General features: G+C 51.4%; 14 protein-coding genes. 3 read left to right on the top strand and 11 right to left on the bottom strand.

The window, feature by feature from the left end; translation table 11 throughout:
• Position 1: 1 nt before the first annotated feature.
• Positions 2-505, bottom strand: a complete 504-nt coding sequence (locus tag ACO0LG_RS25475; protein WP_423030727.1) for a hypothetical protein — start codon at positions 503-505, stop codon at positions 2-4.
• Between the two features lie 385 nt (positions 506-890).
• Here ACO0LG_RS25475 and ACO0LG_RS25470 point away from each other — a divergent pair, with 385 nt between their 5' ends.
• A complete protein-coding gene (locus ACO0LG_RS25470; RefSeq protein WP_423030725.1) occupies positions 891-1,547 on the top strand; it encodes a thiol:disulfide interchange protein DsbA/DsbL in 657 nt (218 codons plus the stop codon).
• Positions 1,548-1,624: 77 nt separating this feature from the next.
• Here ACO0LG_RS25470 and ACO0LG_RS25465 read toward each other — a convergent pair whose 3' ends face one another.
• From ACO0LG_RS25465 to ACO0LG_RS25435, 7 genes are all read right to left on the bottom strand, one after another.
• Positions 1,625-2,020, bottom strand: a complete 396-nt coding sequence (locus tag ACO0LG_RS25465; RefSeq protein WP_423030723.1) for a YccF domain-containing protein — start codon at positions 2,018-2,020, stop codon at positions 1,625-1,627.
• 69 nt (positions 2,021-2,089) lie between these two features.
• Positions 2,090-3,313, bottom strand: a complete 1,224-nt coding sequence (locus ACO0LG_RS25460) for an ABC transporter permease (RefSeq protein ID WP_423030721.1) — start codon at positions 3,311-3,313, stop codon at positions 2,090-2,092.
• Positions 3,310-4,065, bottom strand: a complete 756-nt coding sequence (locus tag ACO0LG_RS25455; protein ID WP_423030719.1) for an ABC transporter ATP-binding protein — start codon at positions 4,063-4,065, stop codon at positions 3,310-3,312. Before ACO0LG_RS25455 ends, ACO0LG_RS25460 begins: the two co-directional genes overlap by 4 nt.
• The gene (locus tag ACO0LG_RS25450; protein WP_423030717.1) at positions 4,065-5,306 is read right to left on the bottom strand and encodes an efflux RND transporter periplasmic adaptor subunit; all 1,242 of its coding nucleotides are present in this window, start codon (positions 5,304-5,306) and stop codon (positions 4,065-4,067) included. Before ACO0LG_RS25450 ends, ACO0LG_RS25455 begins: the two co-directional genes overlap by 1 nt.
• A gap of 104 nt (positions 5,307-5,410) precedes the next feature.
• Positions 5,411-6,964, bottom strand: coding sequence for a hypothetical protein (locus ACO0LG_RS25445; RefSeq protein ID WP_423030715.1), 1,554 nt, complete (start codon positions 6,962-6,964; stop codon positions 5,411-5,413).
• Entirely contained in the window at positions 6,964-7,698 is a 735-nt protein-coding gene (locus ACO0LG_RS25440; RefSeq protein WP_423030713.1) for an ABC transporter ATP-binding protein, read from the bottom strand. Before ACO0LG_RS25440 ends, ACO0LG_RS25445 begins: the two co-directional genes overlap by 1 nt.
• Before the next feature lie 143 nt (positions 7,699-7,841).
• A complete protein-coding gene (locus ACO0LG_RS25435; protein ID WP_423030711.1) occupies positions 7,842-8,354 on the bottom strand; it encodes a DUF1269 domain-containing protein in 513 nt (170 codons plus the stop codon).
• A gap of 456 nt (positions 8,355-8,810) precedes the next feature.
• Between ACO0LG_RS25435 and ACO0LG_RS25430 the strand changes: the two genes are divergently transcribed.
• Positions 8,811-9,563, top strand: coding sequence for a substrate-binding periplasmic protein (locus ACO0LG_RS25430; protein ID WP_423030709.1), 753 nt, complete (start codon positions 8,811-8,813; stop codon positions 9,561-9,563).
• Between the two features lie 65 nt (positions 9,564-9,628).
• On the opposite strand, the gene ACO0LG_RS25425 is transcribed toward ACO0LG_RS25430, so the two are convergent.
• Positions 9,629-10,021 carry a VOC family protein gene (locus tag ACO0LG_RS25425; protein WP_423030707.1) on the bottom strand — a complete coding sequence of 131 codons (393 nt, stop codon included), beginning with the start codon at positions 10,019-10,021 and terminating at the stop codon, positions 9,629-9,631.
• Between the two features lie 76 nt (positions 10,022-10,097).
• Entirely contained in the window at positions 10,098-12,245 is a 2,148-nt protein-coding gene (locus tag ACO0LG_RS25420) for a S9 family peptidase (protein ID WP_423030705.1), read from the bottom strand.
• Positions 12,246-12,509: 264 nt separating this feature from the next.
• Between ACO0LG_RS25420 and gshA the strand changes: the two genes are divergently transcribed.
• Entirely contained in the window at positions 12,510-14,150 is a 1,641-nt protein-coding gene (gene gshA, locus ACO0LG_RS25415; RefSeq protein WP_423030703.1) for a glutamate--cysteine ligase, read from the top strand.
• Positions 14,151-14,260: 110 nt separating this feature from the next.
• Here gshA and ACO0LG_RS25410 read toward each other — a convergent pair whose 3' ends face one another.
• Positions 14,261-14,485, bottom strand: coding sequence for a hypothetical protein (locus ACO0LG_RS25410; protein WP_423030701.1), 225 nt, complete (start codon positions 14,483-14,485; stop codon positions 14,261-14,263).
• Between the last annotated feature and the right edge of the window lie 11 nt (positions 14,486-14,496).

The raw sequence follows: 14,496 nt of genomic DNA, 5'->3' as shown, positions 1-14,496 counted from the left end.
CTCAGCCGTGACAGCGCACGGCATCATAGGTACGCAACCAGGTCATCTGTAAAATCCGTGCGTCATTGCTGGCCCGGTGCCGCGAAATATTCAAGTCTTCCTGCACCTGGTCCTTGGTTGCATGCCACAGGCTTTCCTGCTGCGGACTGATGATCTCGCGCAAATCGGCCAGGCGAAAATTCGGCACCCTGTCGGCAGCATCATATAAGAGTGCCATCCAGACATAATCCTGGGTCCAGCCATCGGTATACACCGTCATGCCAGCCAGTTCGGTATTCAGTTGCTCGGTCACCAGACTGGCTGATTTGCCTCTTTCCACCAGGATTTCGCGGGGAATGCAGTGTATGCGGGCGGCATGGATATCCCAATGCTGCCAGTCCGATTCTGGCCTGATGAGGGTACACCAGCCTTCACCATGACGGCGCGAGTAACCTACCTCGATAGGGTAGCTACCTTTGCCAAAGCCTGAGGCTTCGAAGTCAATCACGATGGGCACGGTCATCATTGCAGATGTTCCAAAGTCTGGGCTAATCTGGGCTAAAGCGGTGATTGCTGCTGGGCTAATATCTCTTCCGTAACTCCGGTCAGGAGCGGGGAATACGGTTTCATTTTTCTACGAATACCGGCGTCATGCAAGTTTTTGCGCAAGATTTTGGCAGTTTGTACTGCTATTTAAAGATATTTCATGAATATGTCGCAATTTATAGTCTCTCTGTATTAATACTCCCTGCATATTCGTGTTCAATATCCGTGAACAATTCGGCCAACTGCATGTCCAACAGCAGACCTTAACCATTGATGTGCTGAAACGCTGCCAAATTATCAAAATACTGGTAAGCTCAGCGCCTTGTTTTGCTACCTGATTTTTGCTACCTGATTAAAGGAAATCCATGCGCTTCTTACGCTTATTACTTGTCACCCTGGGCTTTGTCTCTGCGACAGCGCTCGCCTCGCCTGCTACACCAAAAGAAGGCGCCGATTTCATTACCCTGAAAAACCCGCAAACCACCCAGGCTACGGGAAAGAAAATTGAAATCATAGAATTCTTCATGTATCACTGCCCGGCTTGTAATGCGCTGGAGCCGACCATTAATGCATGGGTGAAAAAACAGGGCGATAGTATTGTTTTCCGCCGTATTCATTTACCGCTGACAGGTGCCAAAGACCCGGAAGCACATCTGTTCCTGACACTCGAAGCAATGAATCTGGAAGCCAACCTGCATGCTAAGGTACTGGCTAGCTGGCATGTGGAAAGAAACCGCTTGTCCAGCGATGATGACAATATTGCATGGGCAGTCAAGAATGGTATAGACAAGGCCAAGTTCGTGAGCTTTTATAATTCTTTCTCTGTCCTTGGCAAACTGCAAGGGCTGGGCAAGCTGGTTTCCAACTACCAGGTCGATAGCACCCCAACCTTTGTTGTCGATGGCCGTTTCCTGACCAATCCTTCAATGATAGGTGGGGCCAATGCCAATATCTCACGGGACCAGTTGGGCGAGGCAACCATGCAGGTGCTGGAAGGCCTGATGGCGAAGAGCAAGAAATAATCAGCTGCACCAAAACAAAAAAAGCTCAGGACTAAAAATCCTGAGCTTTTTTTTCGCAATTTTTTTATCTGCTGGTTTTATTTATCTACCACCATCTTGCCTATGGGTGCGACAGCAATTGCTGCCAGCTTCAGATGTTGTAGGCCAAAAGGTATGCCTATGATGGTGATAAAGCAAAACAGGGCAGACATCAGATGGGCCAGCGCCAGCCAGATACCGGCAACGATGAACCAGATGATATTACCTATCATGCCCAGTGCCCCGGTACCTATATCTTCCTGCCCGCTGACATCGGCACGGTTGACGACTTCTTTACCAAAAGGCATAAAACTCAACTGACCTATGACAAAACAGGCTCTGCCCCAGGGTATGCCTATGATGCTGATAAACGCAATCAAGCCTGCAAACCACCAAGCCAGGCCAGTGAAAAATCCACCCAGTATCAGCCACAGAATATTTCCTAATAAACTCATCGCTCTCGACTCCTTATTTTTTTCTCATTTGCTGGTGGTGGATATGTGAATCAGGAACCGGCTCTTACATCACTCATAGCGCAAACAATCAACGGGTAATAAACGTGAAGCGCGCCGTGCCGGATAAAAGCCAAAAAAGATGCCGACAAAACTGGCAAAGCCACAGGCTACCACCATGGCTTGCAAACCTATAACGACTTCGAGTTTGCCGGTAGAAGTAATCGCCGCCGCACCCGCCATCGCCAGCAAGATACCTATGATGCCACCGACCAGGCAGATCACCACAGCCTCGGTCAGGAACTGCAACAACACATCACGCGGCTTGGCACCTATCGCCATGCGTATGCCTATCTCGCGGGTACGTTCAGTAACTGACACCAACATGATATTCATGATACCTATGCCACCCACGATGAGTGAGATGGCACCAATGGCACCCAGCATTGCGGCCAGACCGGCACTGATCTTGGCACCAGTCTCGGCTATCGAGGCCAGATTGTCGATGCGGAAATCGTCTTCCTGCCCGGCCTTGATATGGTGGCGGTCACGCAGCATGTCCTTGATGTCTTCTTCTGCTTCCTTCAATTGTTTGTCGCTCTTGCCCTGCACCACGACATAATGCACATTGCGCGGGAAAGGGCTGCGCATCAGGGTCGCGCGGGCAGAAGTAATCGGGATCAGCACCATCTCACCGAGGTCACCACCATCAAACATGCGGCCCTCCCCCTGCAAGACACCAACCACCTGGAAGGGCACATTGTCGATGCGCACAAATTGCCCTATCGGGTTGTCCTTGTAAAAGAACTGGTCCGCCAGCTTCTTGCCTATGATGACCATGCGGGCCGCACCACGGATGTCGGAATCACTGAATTCATTGCCCTGATCAACTTTCCAGTTACGCACCTTGAACATTTCTGGCGTGACACCAAGCACGGCATTATTAGAATTATCATTACCCACCGTCAACTGGAAGAAGCCCTGCAAGGCAGGTGCAGCGCCATTCAAGCTGCTTAAATCATTCAATGCCAATGCGTCTTCTACCGACAATGAAGGTGCAGTACCAGTACGTGCGCGCACGCCCTGGGTGCGGTTGGCACCTGGTGAAATAATCATCAGATTGCTGCCCAATACTTCCAGCTCTTTGGAGATGAATTTTTTCGCACTTTCACCAACGGCCAGCATCATGACGACCGAGGTAATGCCGATGATAATGCCCAACATAGTCAAGGCAGTACGCAAGCGGTTGGCATTCATGGAACGGAATGCCTCTATAAAAACCTGGAGGAAATTCATTTTGCCTCCTCTTGTGCTTCTGAGTATTCGGCATGTGATGCTGCCAACTGGCGCAAACCTTCTGCCGCCGGGCCATCATATAAAACATGGCCATCCTTGAGCCGTACCAGGCGTTTGCTATAGGCCGCAATATCCGGCTCATGCGTGACCAGCAAGATCGTGATGCCACGGTCGGCATTCAATTGCTGTAGCGAGCGCATGATGTCTTCACTGGTCTGGGTATCCAGGTTGCCAGTGGGTTCATCTGCCAAAATCAGGGGCGGATCAGCCACCAGGGCACGGGCGATGGCAACACGCTGTTGCTGGCCACCAGACAATTGATTTGGCAGACGTTTGGCATACTCCTTGAGACCCACTCTTTCGAGCTCCACCAGCGCTTTCTTGTGTGCCTTGTCGCGCCCCGCACCTGCATAGATCAATGGCAAGGCGACGTTCTCTGCCACACTCATGCGCTTGATAAGGTTGAAACTCTGAAATACAAAACCAATGGTGCGGTTGCGTATTGTGGCCAGTTCAGCACGCGACAGACTCAGGGTATCGACACCATTGAGCAGGTAAGAACCGCTGGTCGCCTGATCGAGGCAACCAAGTATATTCATGAGCGTCGATTTACCGGAGCCAGACTGGCCCATGACGGCCAGAAAATCGCCGCGCGGCACCTGCACATCTATGCCATGCAAGACCTTGGTTTCTACGCCACCCGAGAAATAACTCTTGCTGACCTGGCGTATCGCTATCAGGGTATCGATCATCAGCGTGCTCCGGCTTTATCCAGTGCGCGGGTAATGACTTTGTCACCAGGTTTCAAATCACCGGAAATGACTTCTGTATATTTGAAATTCGACAAACCAATTTTGACATCCACGGTCTTGGCCTGGTTCTTGTCATCGAGTTTATAAAGTTTGAAAGTGCGGGTCAGATCTTTTTTGGTACGGAAGGCCACGTCATCATCAACGTCAGGCGCTGGCAGATTGGCACTGGCGGCAGCTGAGGCTGTGGCTGATCCACTGGAATTTTTTTCCTTGTCCTTGAGTGCCTTGGCCTCTTTGGCCTGCTCTTCTTCGCTGGGCTTGTAACGCAGCGCAGCGGTAGGAATGCGCACGACGTTTTCACGGCTGCCAACGACCAGGCGTACTTGTGCTGTCATGCCGGGCTTCAGCAATTCATCTTTGTTATCGACATCCAGCACCACGTTATAGGTCACCACATTCTGCTGCACATTCGCCGCGAGGCGGAACTGGCGCAACTTGGCTTCAAATTCACGGTCAGGATAGGCATCGACGACAAAACGCGCTGGCAGGCCATCTTTAAGCAAGCCGACATCGGCTTCCGAGACGCTGGTATCGATCTGCATCTTGGTCAGGTCACGCGCAATCTGGAACAGGTTAGGCGTCTGGAAAGAGGCTGCCACAGTCTGCCCCATGTCGATGGTGCGCTTGATGATGACGCCATCTATGGGTGAACGTATCACGCTGTTGTTGAGGTCAGCATTGACACGGTCAAGTTGCGCACGCGCCAGTTTGATATTGGCATCTGCCACTTCGACTTCGCGTTTGGCCTGGTCCATGGCAGTGCCAGAGATATAGTTTTGCGAAACCAGTTTCTGGTTACGTTCCAGCGTGGCTTGCGCCAGACGCTTTGATGCCTCGGCAGATGCCAGGCTGGCTTCACTCTGCTTGATCTGGGCATTGAAGATGGTAGGGTCTAGCTTGAGCAAGACCTGGCCTTGCTTGACGCGGTCATTGAAGTCGGCCTTTAATTCCACCACGGTGCCAGATACCTGCGAGCCGACATTGATCAGTGCCACCGGATTGAGCGTGCCGCTGGCCGTGACAGTCTGGGTAATATTGCCCTTGTCAGCGGCAGCAGTTTTGTACTTGGGTTCTTCTTCCTTGGCCTTGCTGTTTTCCTTTTGATAGTACATGGCGGCAGCACCGCCGGCCAGCAATACGGCGATTGCTACAAAAACGCGTTTCTTGGTCAACAGAAGCATGGCTATCACTATCCCGGGTGGTTGTAGTTCAATGCATCAATAGGGGCAATACTCAAATAAATTTACGGCAAATAGGCAAATAAACCACGCAGATAGACCTGCCCTCAACGATTTCGTTCAATTCTAAAAAACCAGGCTATTACCAGAGCCAGCATGGCGGCCGCGACAGACACCAATACCCACCAGCCATATAATTTGCCGACATACACACAGGAAGCCCAGGCGAAACTGCTCAAGGTCTCCAGCAAACCCGCCATTATTTGCGTATGTCCACGCTTCCTGAACTGGTCCCGGCTAGCTGGCTTGGATTGCCACAGGTGTATCAATGCTGAACTCAACATGGCAGCCAGGACGCAAAGTACAACCGCAAAACCCAGCACAAATTGCTGCATGAGCAACCACAGCAATACAGGTGCAATCAGGATCAGTATGGGTAAAATCGCTGCCAGCAATTTGCTGGTCAGGATGATATGGCCTTTGACCGGCGCGGCGCGCAGCAAGTCGGGCGCATCTTCGGCAGCAATAATGACCCAGATCAGTGAACCAGCCAGCGAAGCTGCCAGAAAAACCAGGCCCGAGGCTACACCAGGGACAAGGGACTTGGACTTGAAGATCAAAAAGAACAGAGGGGCGATATACAGTAACTGCAGTAGTACCTGCGATATCAGATTAGGGTCACGGGCAATCAAACGCCATTCTTTGAAAATAATGGTGGCACGCAAGCTGCGGCCAAAGTGGGCAGCATGCTGTGCGCTGCCCTGGTTTGCCAGCGTCGTCTTGCGCACCTGGCCAACTGCTTGCTGCACACCCGTGATAAAAAAGCGATGCGTGGATTGCGCCGTCAACCAGTAGATCACGCCGCTAAAAATCAGGAAGCCGCTGATTGCCGCGGGAGATCCAAACACGGCCCTGGCTGGTACCCATGCGAGGCTATCGGCATCGAGCATGCCGCCAGGCTGGAACCAAGGCAAGATATGTTGCAGCACACCCTCGCGCATTTCCTTGCCGAGATTGCCAAATAGCTGAGTAATGATAAACATGCTGGCACCCGTAAGTGCGCCAAGGATTTGCGCCACGGTCTTGGTCTTGCGTACACCCACGCTTTTAACCAGGGTCAGCGTCAATAACATGGACAGGGCCGCGGCCAGTACAGCCATGGCAAACAAGGCAGGATAAATACCCAGCCAGCGCCATTGGCCCAGTAGAAGACCTACATTTGCCACCGGTGTCAGCAAGGCGAAAAACCAGAAGCCGACAGAAAAAATAATGCCCGTCAACCTGACTTGGAAAATAGTTTTCGATGACAAGGGTGAAGACAGCAGCAAATCCAGATCGCCACGCTCAAACAGGGCCCGCACACTGCGCGTCAAACCCAGCGATAGCATGAAGCTCATTAACACCAGCATGGCCATGCCAGCGCCCATCAGCAAAGGGCCAGGTATCGCATCTTGCAGAGGCGGCATCTTGCGCATGAGCAGCCAGACGCCGACATGGGAAAAAATATACATCAGGCTGATCACCCACATGCCAAACGCTGACATGCCACGCGCCGCCTTGCGGCCAGGCTTGTTCTCGCCCATGTCGTAGTAAGCCAGACGACACTCGTGCGCCAGCAACCAGGCGGCACTGCCTGGTTTGAATTGCAAAACACGCGCCATTATGCGGGCTCCGTCAATTGTAGGAAAACTTCTTCCAGCGTGCCCGCAGTCTGGCTGGTCTGGTTGCGCAATTCTTCCAGCGTGCCTTCCGCAATAAGCTTGCCGTTTTGTATGATGCCTATGCGTTCTGCCAGGCGCTCGGCCACGTCGAGAATATGAGTGGTCAGGATAACGGTGCCGCCCTGTTTGACATGGTTCAACAAGACATCTTTGACCTGTCTGGCAGCGGCAGCGTCCAGACCCGTTAGTGGTTCATCAAGGATGATCAGTTCAGGCTGGTGTATGAGGGCACCGGCCAGCGCGAGCTTTTGCTTCATGCCGCGCGAGAAACCTTCGGTCAACTCGTCTGCATGCTTCAATAAATCCAGCCAGTCCAGCAATTCACGCGCCTTGGGTTCGGCGACTTCTGCTGCGACACCCCACAGGCCTGCGACAAATTCCAGATACTCAAAAGGTTTGAGTTTGTTATATAACATGGGGTCATCGGGCAAATAAGCCAGCCTGCTCTTGGCCAGTGCGGGGTCGGCCGCCAGTTCATGCCCCAGTATGCGTATGCTGCCACTGTCTGCAGAGATCAGCCCTGCCACCATTCGCAATGTCGTGGTCTTGCCTGCCCCGTTAGGCCCCAGCAAGGCATATAGTTCACCACGGCGCACGGTGAGGTTCAGGTTCTCAACGGCGGGGCGGCCAAAATTCTTGCAAAGCGCGTGCAACTCCAGGGCAGTGGCGGTCATGTTCGGCAATGTTGTCTAAAAACCAGTCATTGTATGCCGAATTGGCGCTTATGCAAGCAAGTCGTTTTGGAGAAATAATGATGCCGCACCCTGGCCGTTGATGACGAAGTGCGGACAAGGTGCGCGCATGCAGAAAGCTTCAGTTAACTGAACACCGGCACATGTGGATCAACCCCACCAAAGCGGATTTCAGGGTGGCGATTACTGACGAGCTGCTGAATTTCTGTTATCCGCTTGAAGGGTACATCTACCATCAGCAAGACTTTGCCGCTTTCTATGTCGTCCATGAAAGGCTGGAGGCTGGAACTGGGTATGGACCTGGCTGCCTTGCCAGATGCCCAGGAGCCAAACAGCGAGCCACCTATCGCAGAGACCAGTACCGCCAGTATGCGCATTTCCATGCCTTCAGGCGGGAAGATCATCCATAGTCCACCTGCCAGCAAGCCTGCGATACCGCCAATGAGCATGCCAACCTCAGCACCATGTATGAGATCCGTTTTCTGGAAGGAATTGGCTTCCGGCATATCGGCTGGCAGCATGCCTTCCCTGGCACAAAAATGCATATGTCGCTCATCTATGCGTGCAAGTAAAAGTTCATCCAACATGGCCCTCGCGCTGGCCAAATCAGGCAACATGAAATACACTCTGCGTCTCATGACTATCTCCATCAAGGTAAGAAAGTACTGAGGCAGTTGCGAGAATATCGCGGTGACCACCATGGTCAGGGGACGAGACAGCAAGCATCGTATGCTCTGCCGGGTTGCTTGCAAGATCAGCCTGGCCCGTTGTTCAAGCTTGTCTGGCCATCTTGGTTTTGCAACAATCTCCAGCAGAAAAAACGACAGGATGTGCAACTGCCTTAATCATTGTTATAGACAATTCCAGGCAAAATAAAAATGGCAAATTACTCTCGTTCTGAACACTTATTTGGCAGAAAAATCAGACTACGTGATAAAAATTCGCTTGACCTGACCGGCCATAGCCTGAATACTGGAATTTCTCTGGGAACATGATTTTTACCCAGACTTGCACGCTTGGTAAAACGACCAAAAAATGGCTACATCAAGCTATATTGGGCTACATTTTGGCTACATTTGCAGTATGGGACTAAGATGAGAAAATTCATTTTCCTGCTTGCTTTGCTATTCAACCTGCCCAGTCAGGCGCAACCCGCTGCCGATGGGCAAATCAAATGGGTCTCTGCCGAACTCCCCCCTTATCTATGGCTGCAGAATAATACTCCGCAAGGCTATGTGCATGAATTGATTACGGCCATGTCAGCACAATTGGGGCGCAAACCCGACCTGAGTGTTTATCCCTGGGCCAGGGCAGTCAAGATGACCAAAGACGGCCAGACCTATGGCGTTTTCCCTCTGGACAGAACGGCAGAGCGGGAAGCCAGCTTCAAGTGGCTGATCCATTTGACCTCGACACCCAACCGTTTTTTTGGCAAACGTACGAGAGCCACTGGCAGTGTCAATATTGAAATTGCCTCGCTGGAGCAATTGCGCGGTTTGCGCGTGGGCATCGTGCGCGGCTCTTCGCTGGAACAAGAACTACACGCGCAAAATTTTCGTAATATTCGCTTTGAAAAAGATTATCAAAGCCTGCTGAAGTTATTGCAACTGGGCGGGCTTGATGCGATTTATTCAGGCTATCCGGTGATGGTCTCTGCAATAGAAGAATTTGGTTATCGTCTTGAGGACTTTGCAACCGGGCTGACCATGGGTGGTGCCGAGCTGTATATGGCGAGTTCTTTAGGCGTTAGCGAAGACGAAGAGCGTGCCTGGCGCAGGGCTTATGAAAACTTGCAAAAAGATGGCACTGTACAAAAACTGCAAAAGAAATATTTTTCATGGGAATAAAAATCCCGCTGATGAGCTTCGGCTCATTATCAAGCGGGATTTTCTCATCATCGTTTTGAATTGTACTAGCCACCCATGGACGTGCACAATTCCACCAGGCTGCCATCAGGGCAACGCAAATAAGATACTACCTGGCCCCAGGGTTTTTCAGCCGGGGCAGACAATTCCTGGGCACCCGCAGCAATCGCCTGCGCATGGGCGGCAGCTACATCGGCGGTGGTAAACGCGACTTCCATTCCCAATGGTTTTTCTGAACTGTGTGCAGCCACATGGCCACAGGAATAATTCATATCGCCCATCGCATGCGCAGCAAAAGCCAGCGTCGTGGCACCGGTATCGAGTTCACCATACATGCCTGATTCATGCAAAAAACGGGTAGCAAATCCAAAGGCTTTCTCAAAGAAAGCCAGCGATGCGGCAACGTCAGGGACGTAGATAATGGTGTAAGCGAAGTTCATGTCTCATGCCTTATTTTTTCAACAGAATGAAGCTGGTCTCATCATGAAGGACGAGACCAGTTTAATAACAAACCAATTATTCCTTGATACCCCATTGCGACAGCATCCAGGCCATATTGAATGCATTTTCGCGCAGGGCATCGTAACGACCTGATGCACCACCATGCCCTGCCGCCATATTGGTTTTCAACAGCAGAGGATTTTTATCGGTTTTAAAATCACGCAATTTAGCCACGTATTTGGCTGGCTCCCAGTACATGACCTGGCTGTCATTCAAACCCGTGGTCACCAGCATGGCGGGATAAGCCTTGCGCGCGATATTGTCGTAGGGTGAATAGCTGCGCATATAGTCGTACGCCGGTTTTTCATTCGGGTTACCCCACTCCAGGTATTCACCCGTGGTCAAAGGCAGGCTGGCATCCATCATGGTATTCATGACATCGACAAAAGGCACGGCAGCATGCACGGCATGGAACAAGTCAGGACGCATGTTCACGACTGCACCCATCAGCAAACCACCTGCACTGCCGCCCTGTATGATCAGCCTGTCTGCACTGGTCCATTTCTGTTTGATGAGGTAGTCAGCACTGTCGATGAAATCATAGAAAGTGTTTTTCTTTTTCATCAGCATACCATCTTCATGCCAGTGTTCACCCATGTCACGGCCACCGCGTATATGTGCCTGCACATAAATAACGCCACGGTCCAGCAGGCTAAGGCGGCTGGAGGTAAAGGTCGCTTCGGTGGAATACCCATAGCTGCCATACGAATACAACAGCAAAGGTGCAGAACCATCGAGTTTCACACCCTTTTTATACACCGCCCACAAGGGTACCTTGACACCATCCCTGGCCGTCATCCACAGGCGGCGGCTCTCATATTTGCTGGCATCGTAGCCGCCGACGACTTCCTGCTGCTTGAGTACATAGCGCTGACCTGTTGCCATGTCCACATCCAGCGTGGTCACTGGTGTTACCGGTGACTGATACGACATGCGGAAGCGGGTGGCAGAAAACTCAGGAGTACCTGCGCCGGTGGCGAGATACACAGGGTCATCAAACTTCACTGTCTTCCATTGCTTGTTATTGAAGTCATAGATGCGCACCCGGTTCAGGGCCTGGGTCTTTTCAGTGACAACCATATAATCCTTGAACAGGTCGGCACCAAAGACCAGTACCTCAGAATCATGCTTGACCACTTCCTGCCAGTGCTTGCTGTCAGGCGTTGCCAGCGGTGCGCGCACAACCCGGAAATTCTTGGCGTCTTTATTGGTGACAATATACAAATCGCCATTGCGATGTTCCAGAAGATAACGATGGCCTTTCTCACGACCCAGTACGCTGTGGAATTTTTCTTGCGGTTTATCTGCCGCCAATAGCATGACTTCACTGGTATCAGTGGCGTGGATATTGACAACGATGAACTTCCTGTCGCGGGTAGTGCTGACCTGCAGGTCAAACTGCTCAACGGCTTCATGCAGGACTTCTACTGGAGGCTTGCCTATCTCCATGCGGAACAGGCGGTCAGAGCGTTTAGTGGTGGCATCTTCCTGCACATAGAACAGGGTCTTGTTGTCAGCGGCCCAGGCCATTGAGGTGATACGCGGCTGGCTGTCGCTGAGTATGTCGCCGGTACGCAGATTCTTGATTTGCAACTGGTACTGACGATAACCCACCGTGTCTGTGGTATAAGCCAGGAATTGCTCATCCGGACTGATGGAGCTGCCGCCAACGGCAAAGAACTTTTGCCCCTTGGCCATTTCGTTCTGGTCCAGCAGGATTTCTTCTGCGACCTTGTCGTCATATGCCATGTCAGAGCCTGCGCGGCGACGGCAATACAGTTGATATTGCTTGCCCGCCTCGGTACGCGAGTAATAATAGTAATTGCCACGGCGCACAGGTACAGACAAATCCACCTCTTTCATCCTGCCCTTGATTTCTGCATACAGTTTTTCCGACAGAGGCTTGATGTCTGCGGTCAGTGCTTCGGTATAAGCATTTTCTGCATTCAGATAGGCGATGACTTCAGGACTTTCTTTTTTTTGCAGCCAGCGATAATCATCCGTGACAACTTCGCCATGCCGGGTTTCCTGCCATTTGACCTTTGCTGCCACGGGTGGCACGGGAGAAGAGCCCGGGGTGGGCTCAGCGGCCAGCACCAGACCGGAAGTTGCCAGACCAAGTACACTGGCTGACACGAGTACAGACATCTTTTTGATAGACACTTCAACTCCTGTATGAAATTAATTAGGACATTCTAAAGCGATGCCAACAAAACAAGGAAACTTTTCTCGCATTGCTGCGATGCGGGATTGATTGGACTTCATTGACCTTGAAACCGGCTAGTCATGAGACTGTTATAAACTAAAAAAGTTTTCATATTTGAAATTTGAGCGCTGTCGTATGCCATTTTCATTTTTCGGCTATGCTTGCTCGATATTTTTTGCAAATCTGATTGCAAAGACAACAAAATCTTGAAGGAAGACACCGTGAGCACTCTGTTAAACCGACGCCTGGCGCTACTAGATAGTGATGCAAACCGTCCTTTGCTTGCTGGTGGCCTGCGTGGCATAGAACGCGAAACCTTGCGCGTGCATGCGGATGGCAAGCTGGCTTTGACGCCACATTCACCGGCTCTGGGTTCGGCCTTGACCAATCCACAGATCACGACGGATTATTCTGAATCCCTGCTGGAGTTTATCACCCCGGCTGAGCCTGATATCGCCACCGCGTTGGAGGAACTCGACAATATCCACCGCTTTACCTATACCGTCATGGGCAATGAAATGCTGTGGCATCAATCCATGCCTTGCAGCCTGCCGGAAGAAAAAGATATCCCTATCGCCTGGTACGGCAATTCACATATAGGCATGATCAAGCATGTGTATCGCCGCGGCCTGGCGCTGCGCTATGGCAAGAGCATGCAATGCATTGCTGGCATCCATTACAATTATTCGCTGTCTGAAGATTTATGGAAAGTCTTGCAGCAGGCAGAACATAGCAGCGGCAGTGCCATGCATGTGCAGTCTGAAAGTTACATCGCCTTGATACGCAATTTCAATCGCTATAGCTGGCTGCTGATGTACCTGTTCGGTGCCTCGCCTGCACTATCGACGCCTTTCCTGCGTGGCCGCCCGCATCAACTGGAAACTTTGTCAGACGATACCCTGTACCTGCCGTATGCGACCAGCCTGCGCATGAGTGACCTGGGTTACCAGAACAATGCCCAGTCTGGCCTGGTGCCACCATATAACACCCTGCTGGAATACATGCGCAGCCTGTCGCTGGCAGTGCGCCAGCCCTATCCTGAGTATGAAAAGATAGGCACGCGGCAAAACGGTGAATGGGTGCAGATCAATACCAATGTACTGCAGATAGAAAACGAATTTTATGCCACGATAAGGCCAAAGCGCGTCATCAAAACTGGCGAGCGCCCGGTAGAAGCACTGTGCGCGCGTGGCGTGCAATACATAGAAGTGCGCTGCATGGATGTCAATCCTTTCGACCCGCTGGGTATCAGCCTGGAGACTTCACGTTTCCTCGATGCCTTCCTGCTGTTTTGTGCTCTCGAAGAAAGTGCACCGACCAATCAGGCTGAAGGTGATGAAAATGCAGAGAATTTTTCCCTGACCGTCAAACAGGGCCGTCGTCCAGGACTGATGTTGTCCCGCCATGGCGAGCCCATTTCATTGCAAGACTGGGGCAAGGAATTACTGGAACGTATCGCCCCGGTAGCAGCCCTGCTTGATGCCCAGCGTGGCGACAACTGTCACGCGCAGGCAATGCAGGTACAGACCGAAAAACTGCATCACCCTGAACTGACACCATCAGCCAAGGTAATGGATGCGATACGCGCAGCAAATAATTCGTTCACACAATTTGCCCTGCAACAAAGTACGCTGCTGGCAAATGAATTCCGCGCCCGCCCGCTGGCCCCTGAACAACTGGCTTTGTATACCAACATGGCAGAAAAATCGCGGGTAGAACAAGCTGAAATGGAAAGCACACAAAGCGGTAGCTTTGATGAGTTTATTTCGCATTACGGCTCGCGCACTTCCAGCGAAATATGCTGCGATTCCTTTAATGAGGCATCCTTGCTGCAAAATATCGAAACGCAAGCTGCAAATTAACTTCAGCTTCTTTTTCTACTGATTTCTACTGATTTCTACTCATTTCCACTCATTTCCTCTCTATTATCAGGGGCTGGTGCGCACCTTGCCAGTTGCCACCAGCCCCTGCCTCATTTCTTTTCAGTCCCCTTGTTGCGCAAGTCTTCGCGCTGTTTTTCATATTGCTCGTAAGTCGTCTTGTTTTGTTGCAGGCAAGTCTTGCGCTCATTCCAGTCCTGGAGTTTTTCACATTGACGCTGGTTGGAATCCTGCCCAATGTCATAGACAACGGCACAGCCTGTCATGGCTAGTTGGCTGGAAAGTATAAAGGACAGGGCGAGTAATTTTTTAAACATGGTAACTTGGG

It is taken from the genome of Undibacterium sp. Ji42W (assembly GCF_049340405.1).
GTDB lineage: Bacteria > Pseudomonadota > Gammaproteobacteria > Burkholderiales > Burkholderiaceae_D > Undibacterium.
The sequence above is the reverse complement of the archived record's forward strand: the minus strand, read 5'-3'. Positions and strand labels throughout refer to the sequence as shown.

What these genes read in the sequence shown, in the direction of transcription:
- ACO0LG_RS25445 (WP_423030715.1), bottom strand. Translation starts at nt 6,964, where the DNA reads ATGGCGCGTGTTTTGCAATTCAAACCAGGCAGTGCCGCCTGGTTGCTG.
- ACO0LG_RS25430 (WP_423030709.1), top strand. Translation starts at nt 8,811, where the DNA reads ATGAGAAAATTCATTTTCCTGCTTGCTTTGCTATTCAACCTGCCCAGT.
- ACO0LG_RS25475 (WP_423030727.1), bottom strand. Translation starts at nt 505, where the DNA reads ATGATGACCGTGCCCATCGTGATTGACTTCGAAGCCTCAGGCTTTGGC.
- ACO0LG_RS25455 (WP_423030719.1), bottom strand. Translation starts at nt 4,065, where the DNA reads ATGATCGATACCCTGATAGCGATACGCCAGGTCAGCAAGAGTTATTTC.
- ACO0LG_RS25465 (WP_423030723.1), bottom strand. Translation starts at nt 2,020, where the DNA reads ATGAGTTTATTAGGAAATATTCTGTGGCTGATACTGGGTGGATTTTTC.
- ACO0LG_RS25450 (WP_423030717.1), bottom strand. Translation starts at nt 5,306, where the DNA reads ATGCTTCTGTTGACCAAGAAACGCGTTTTTGTAGCAATCGCCGTATTG.
- ACO0LG_RS25435 (WP_423030711.1), bottom strand. Translation starts at nt 8,354, where the DNA reads ATGAGACGCAGAGTGTATTTCATGTTGCCTGATTTGGCCAGCGCGAGG.
- ACO0LG_RS25425 (WP_423030707.1), bottom strand. Translation starts at nt 10,021, where the DNA reads ATGAACTTCGCTTACACCATTATCTACGTCCCTGACGTTGCCGCATCG.
- ACO0LG_RS25460 (WP_423030721.1), bottom strand. Translation starts at nt 3,313, where the DNA reads ATGAATTTCCTCCAGGTTTTTATAGAGGCATTCCGTTCCATGAATGCC.
- ACO0LG_RS25440 (WP_423030713.1), bottom strand. Translation starts at nt 7,698, where the DNA reads ATGACCGCCACTGCCCTGGAGTTGCACGCGCTTTGCAAGAATTTTGGC.
- ACO0LG_RS25470 (WP_423030725.1), top strand. Translation starts at nt 891, where the DNA reads ATGCGCTTCTTACGCTTATTACTTGTCACCCTGGGCTTTGTCTCTGCG.
- ACO0LG_RS25410 (WP_423030701.1), bottom strand. Translation starts at nt 14,485, where the DNA reads ATGTTTAAAAAATTACTCGCCCTGTCCTTTATACTTTCCAGCCAACTA.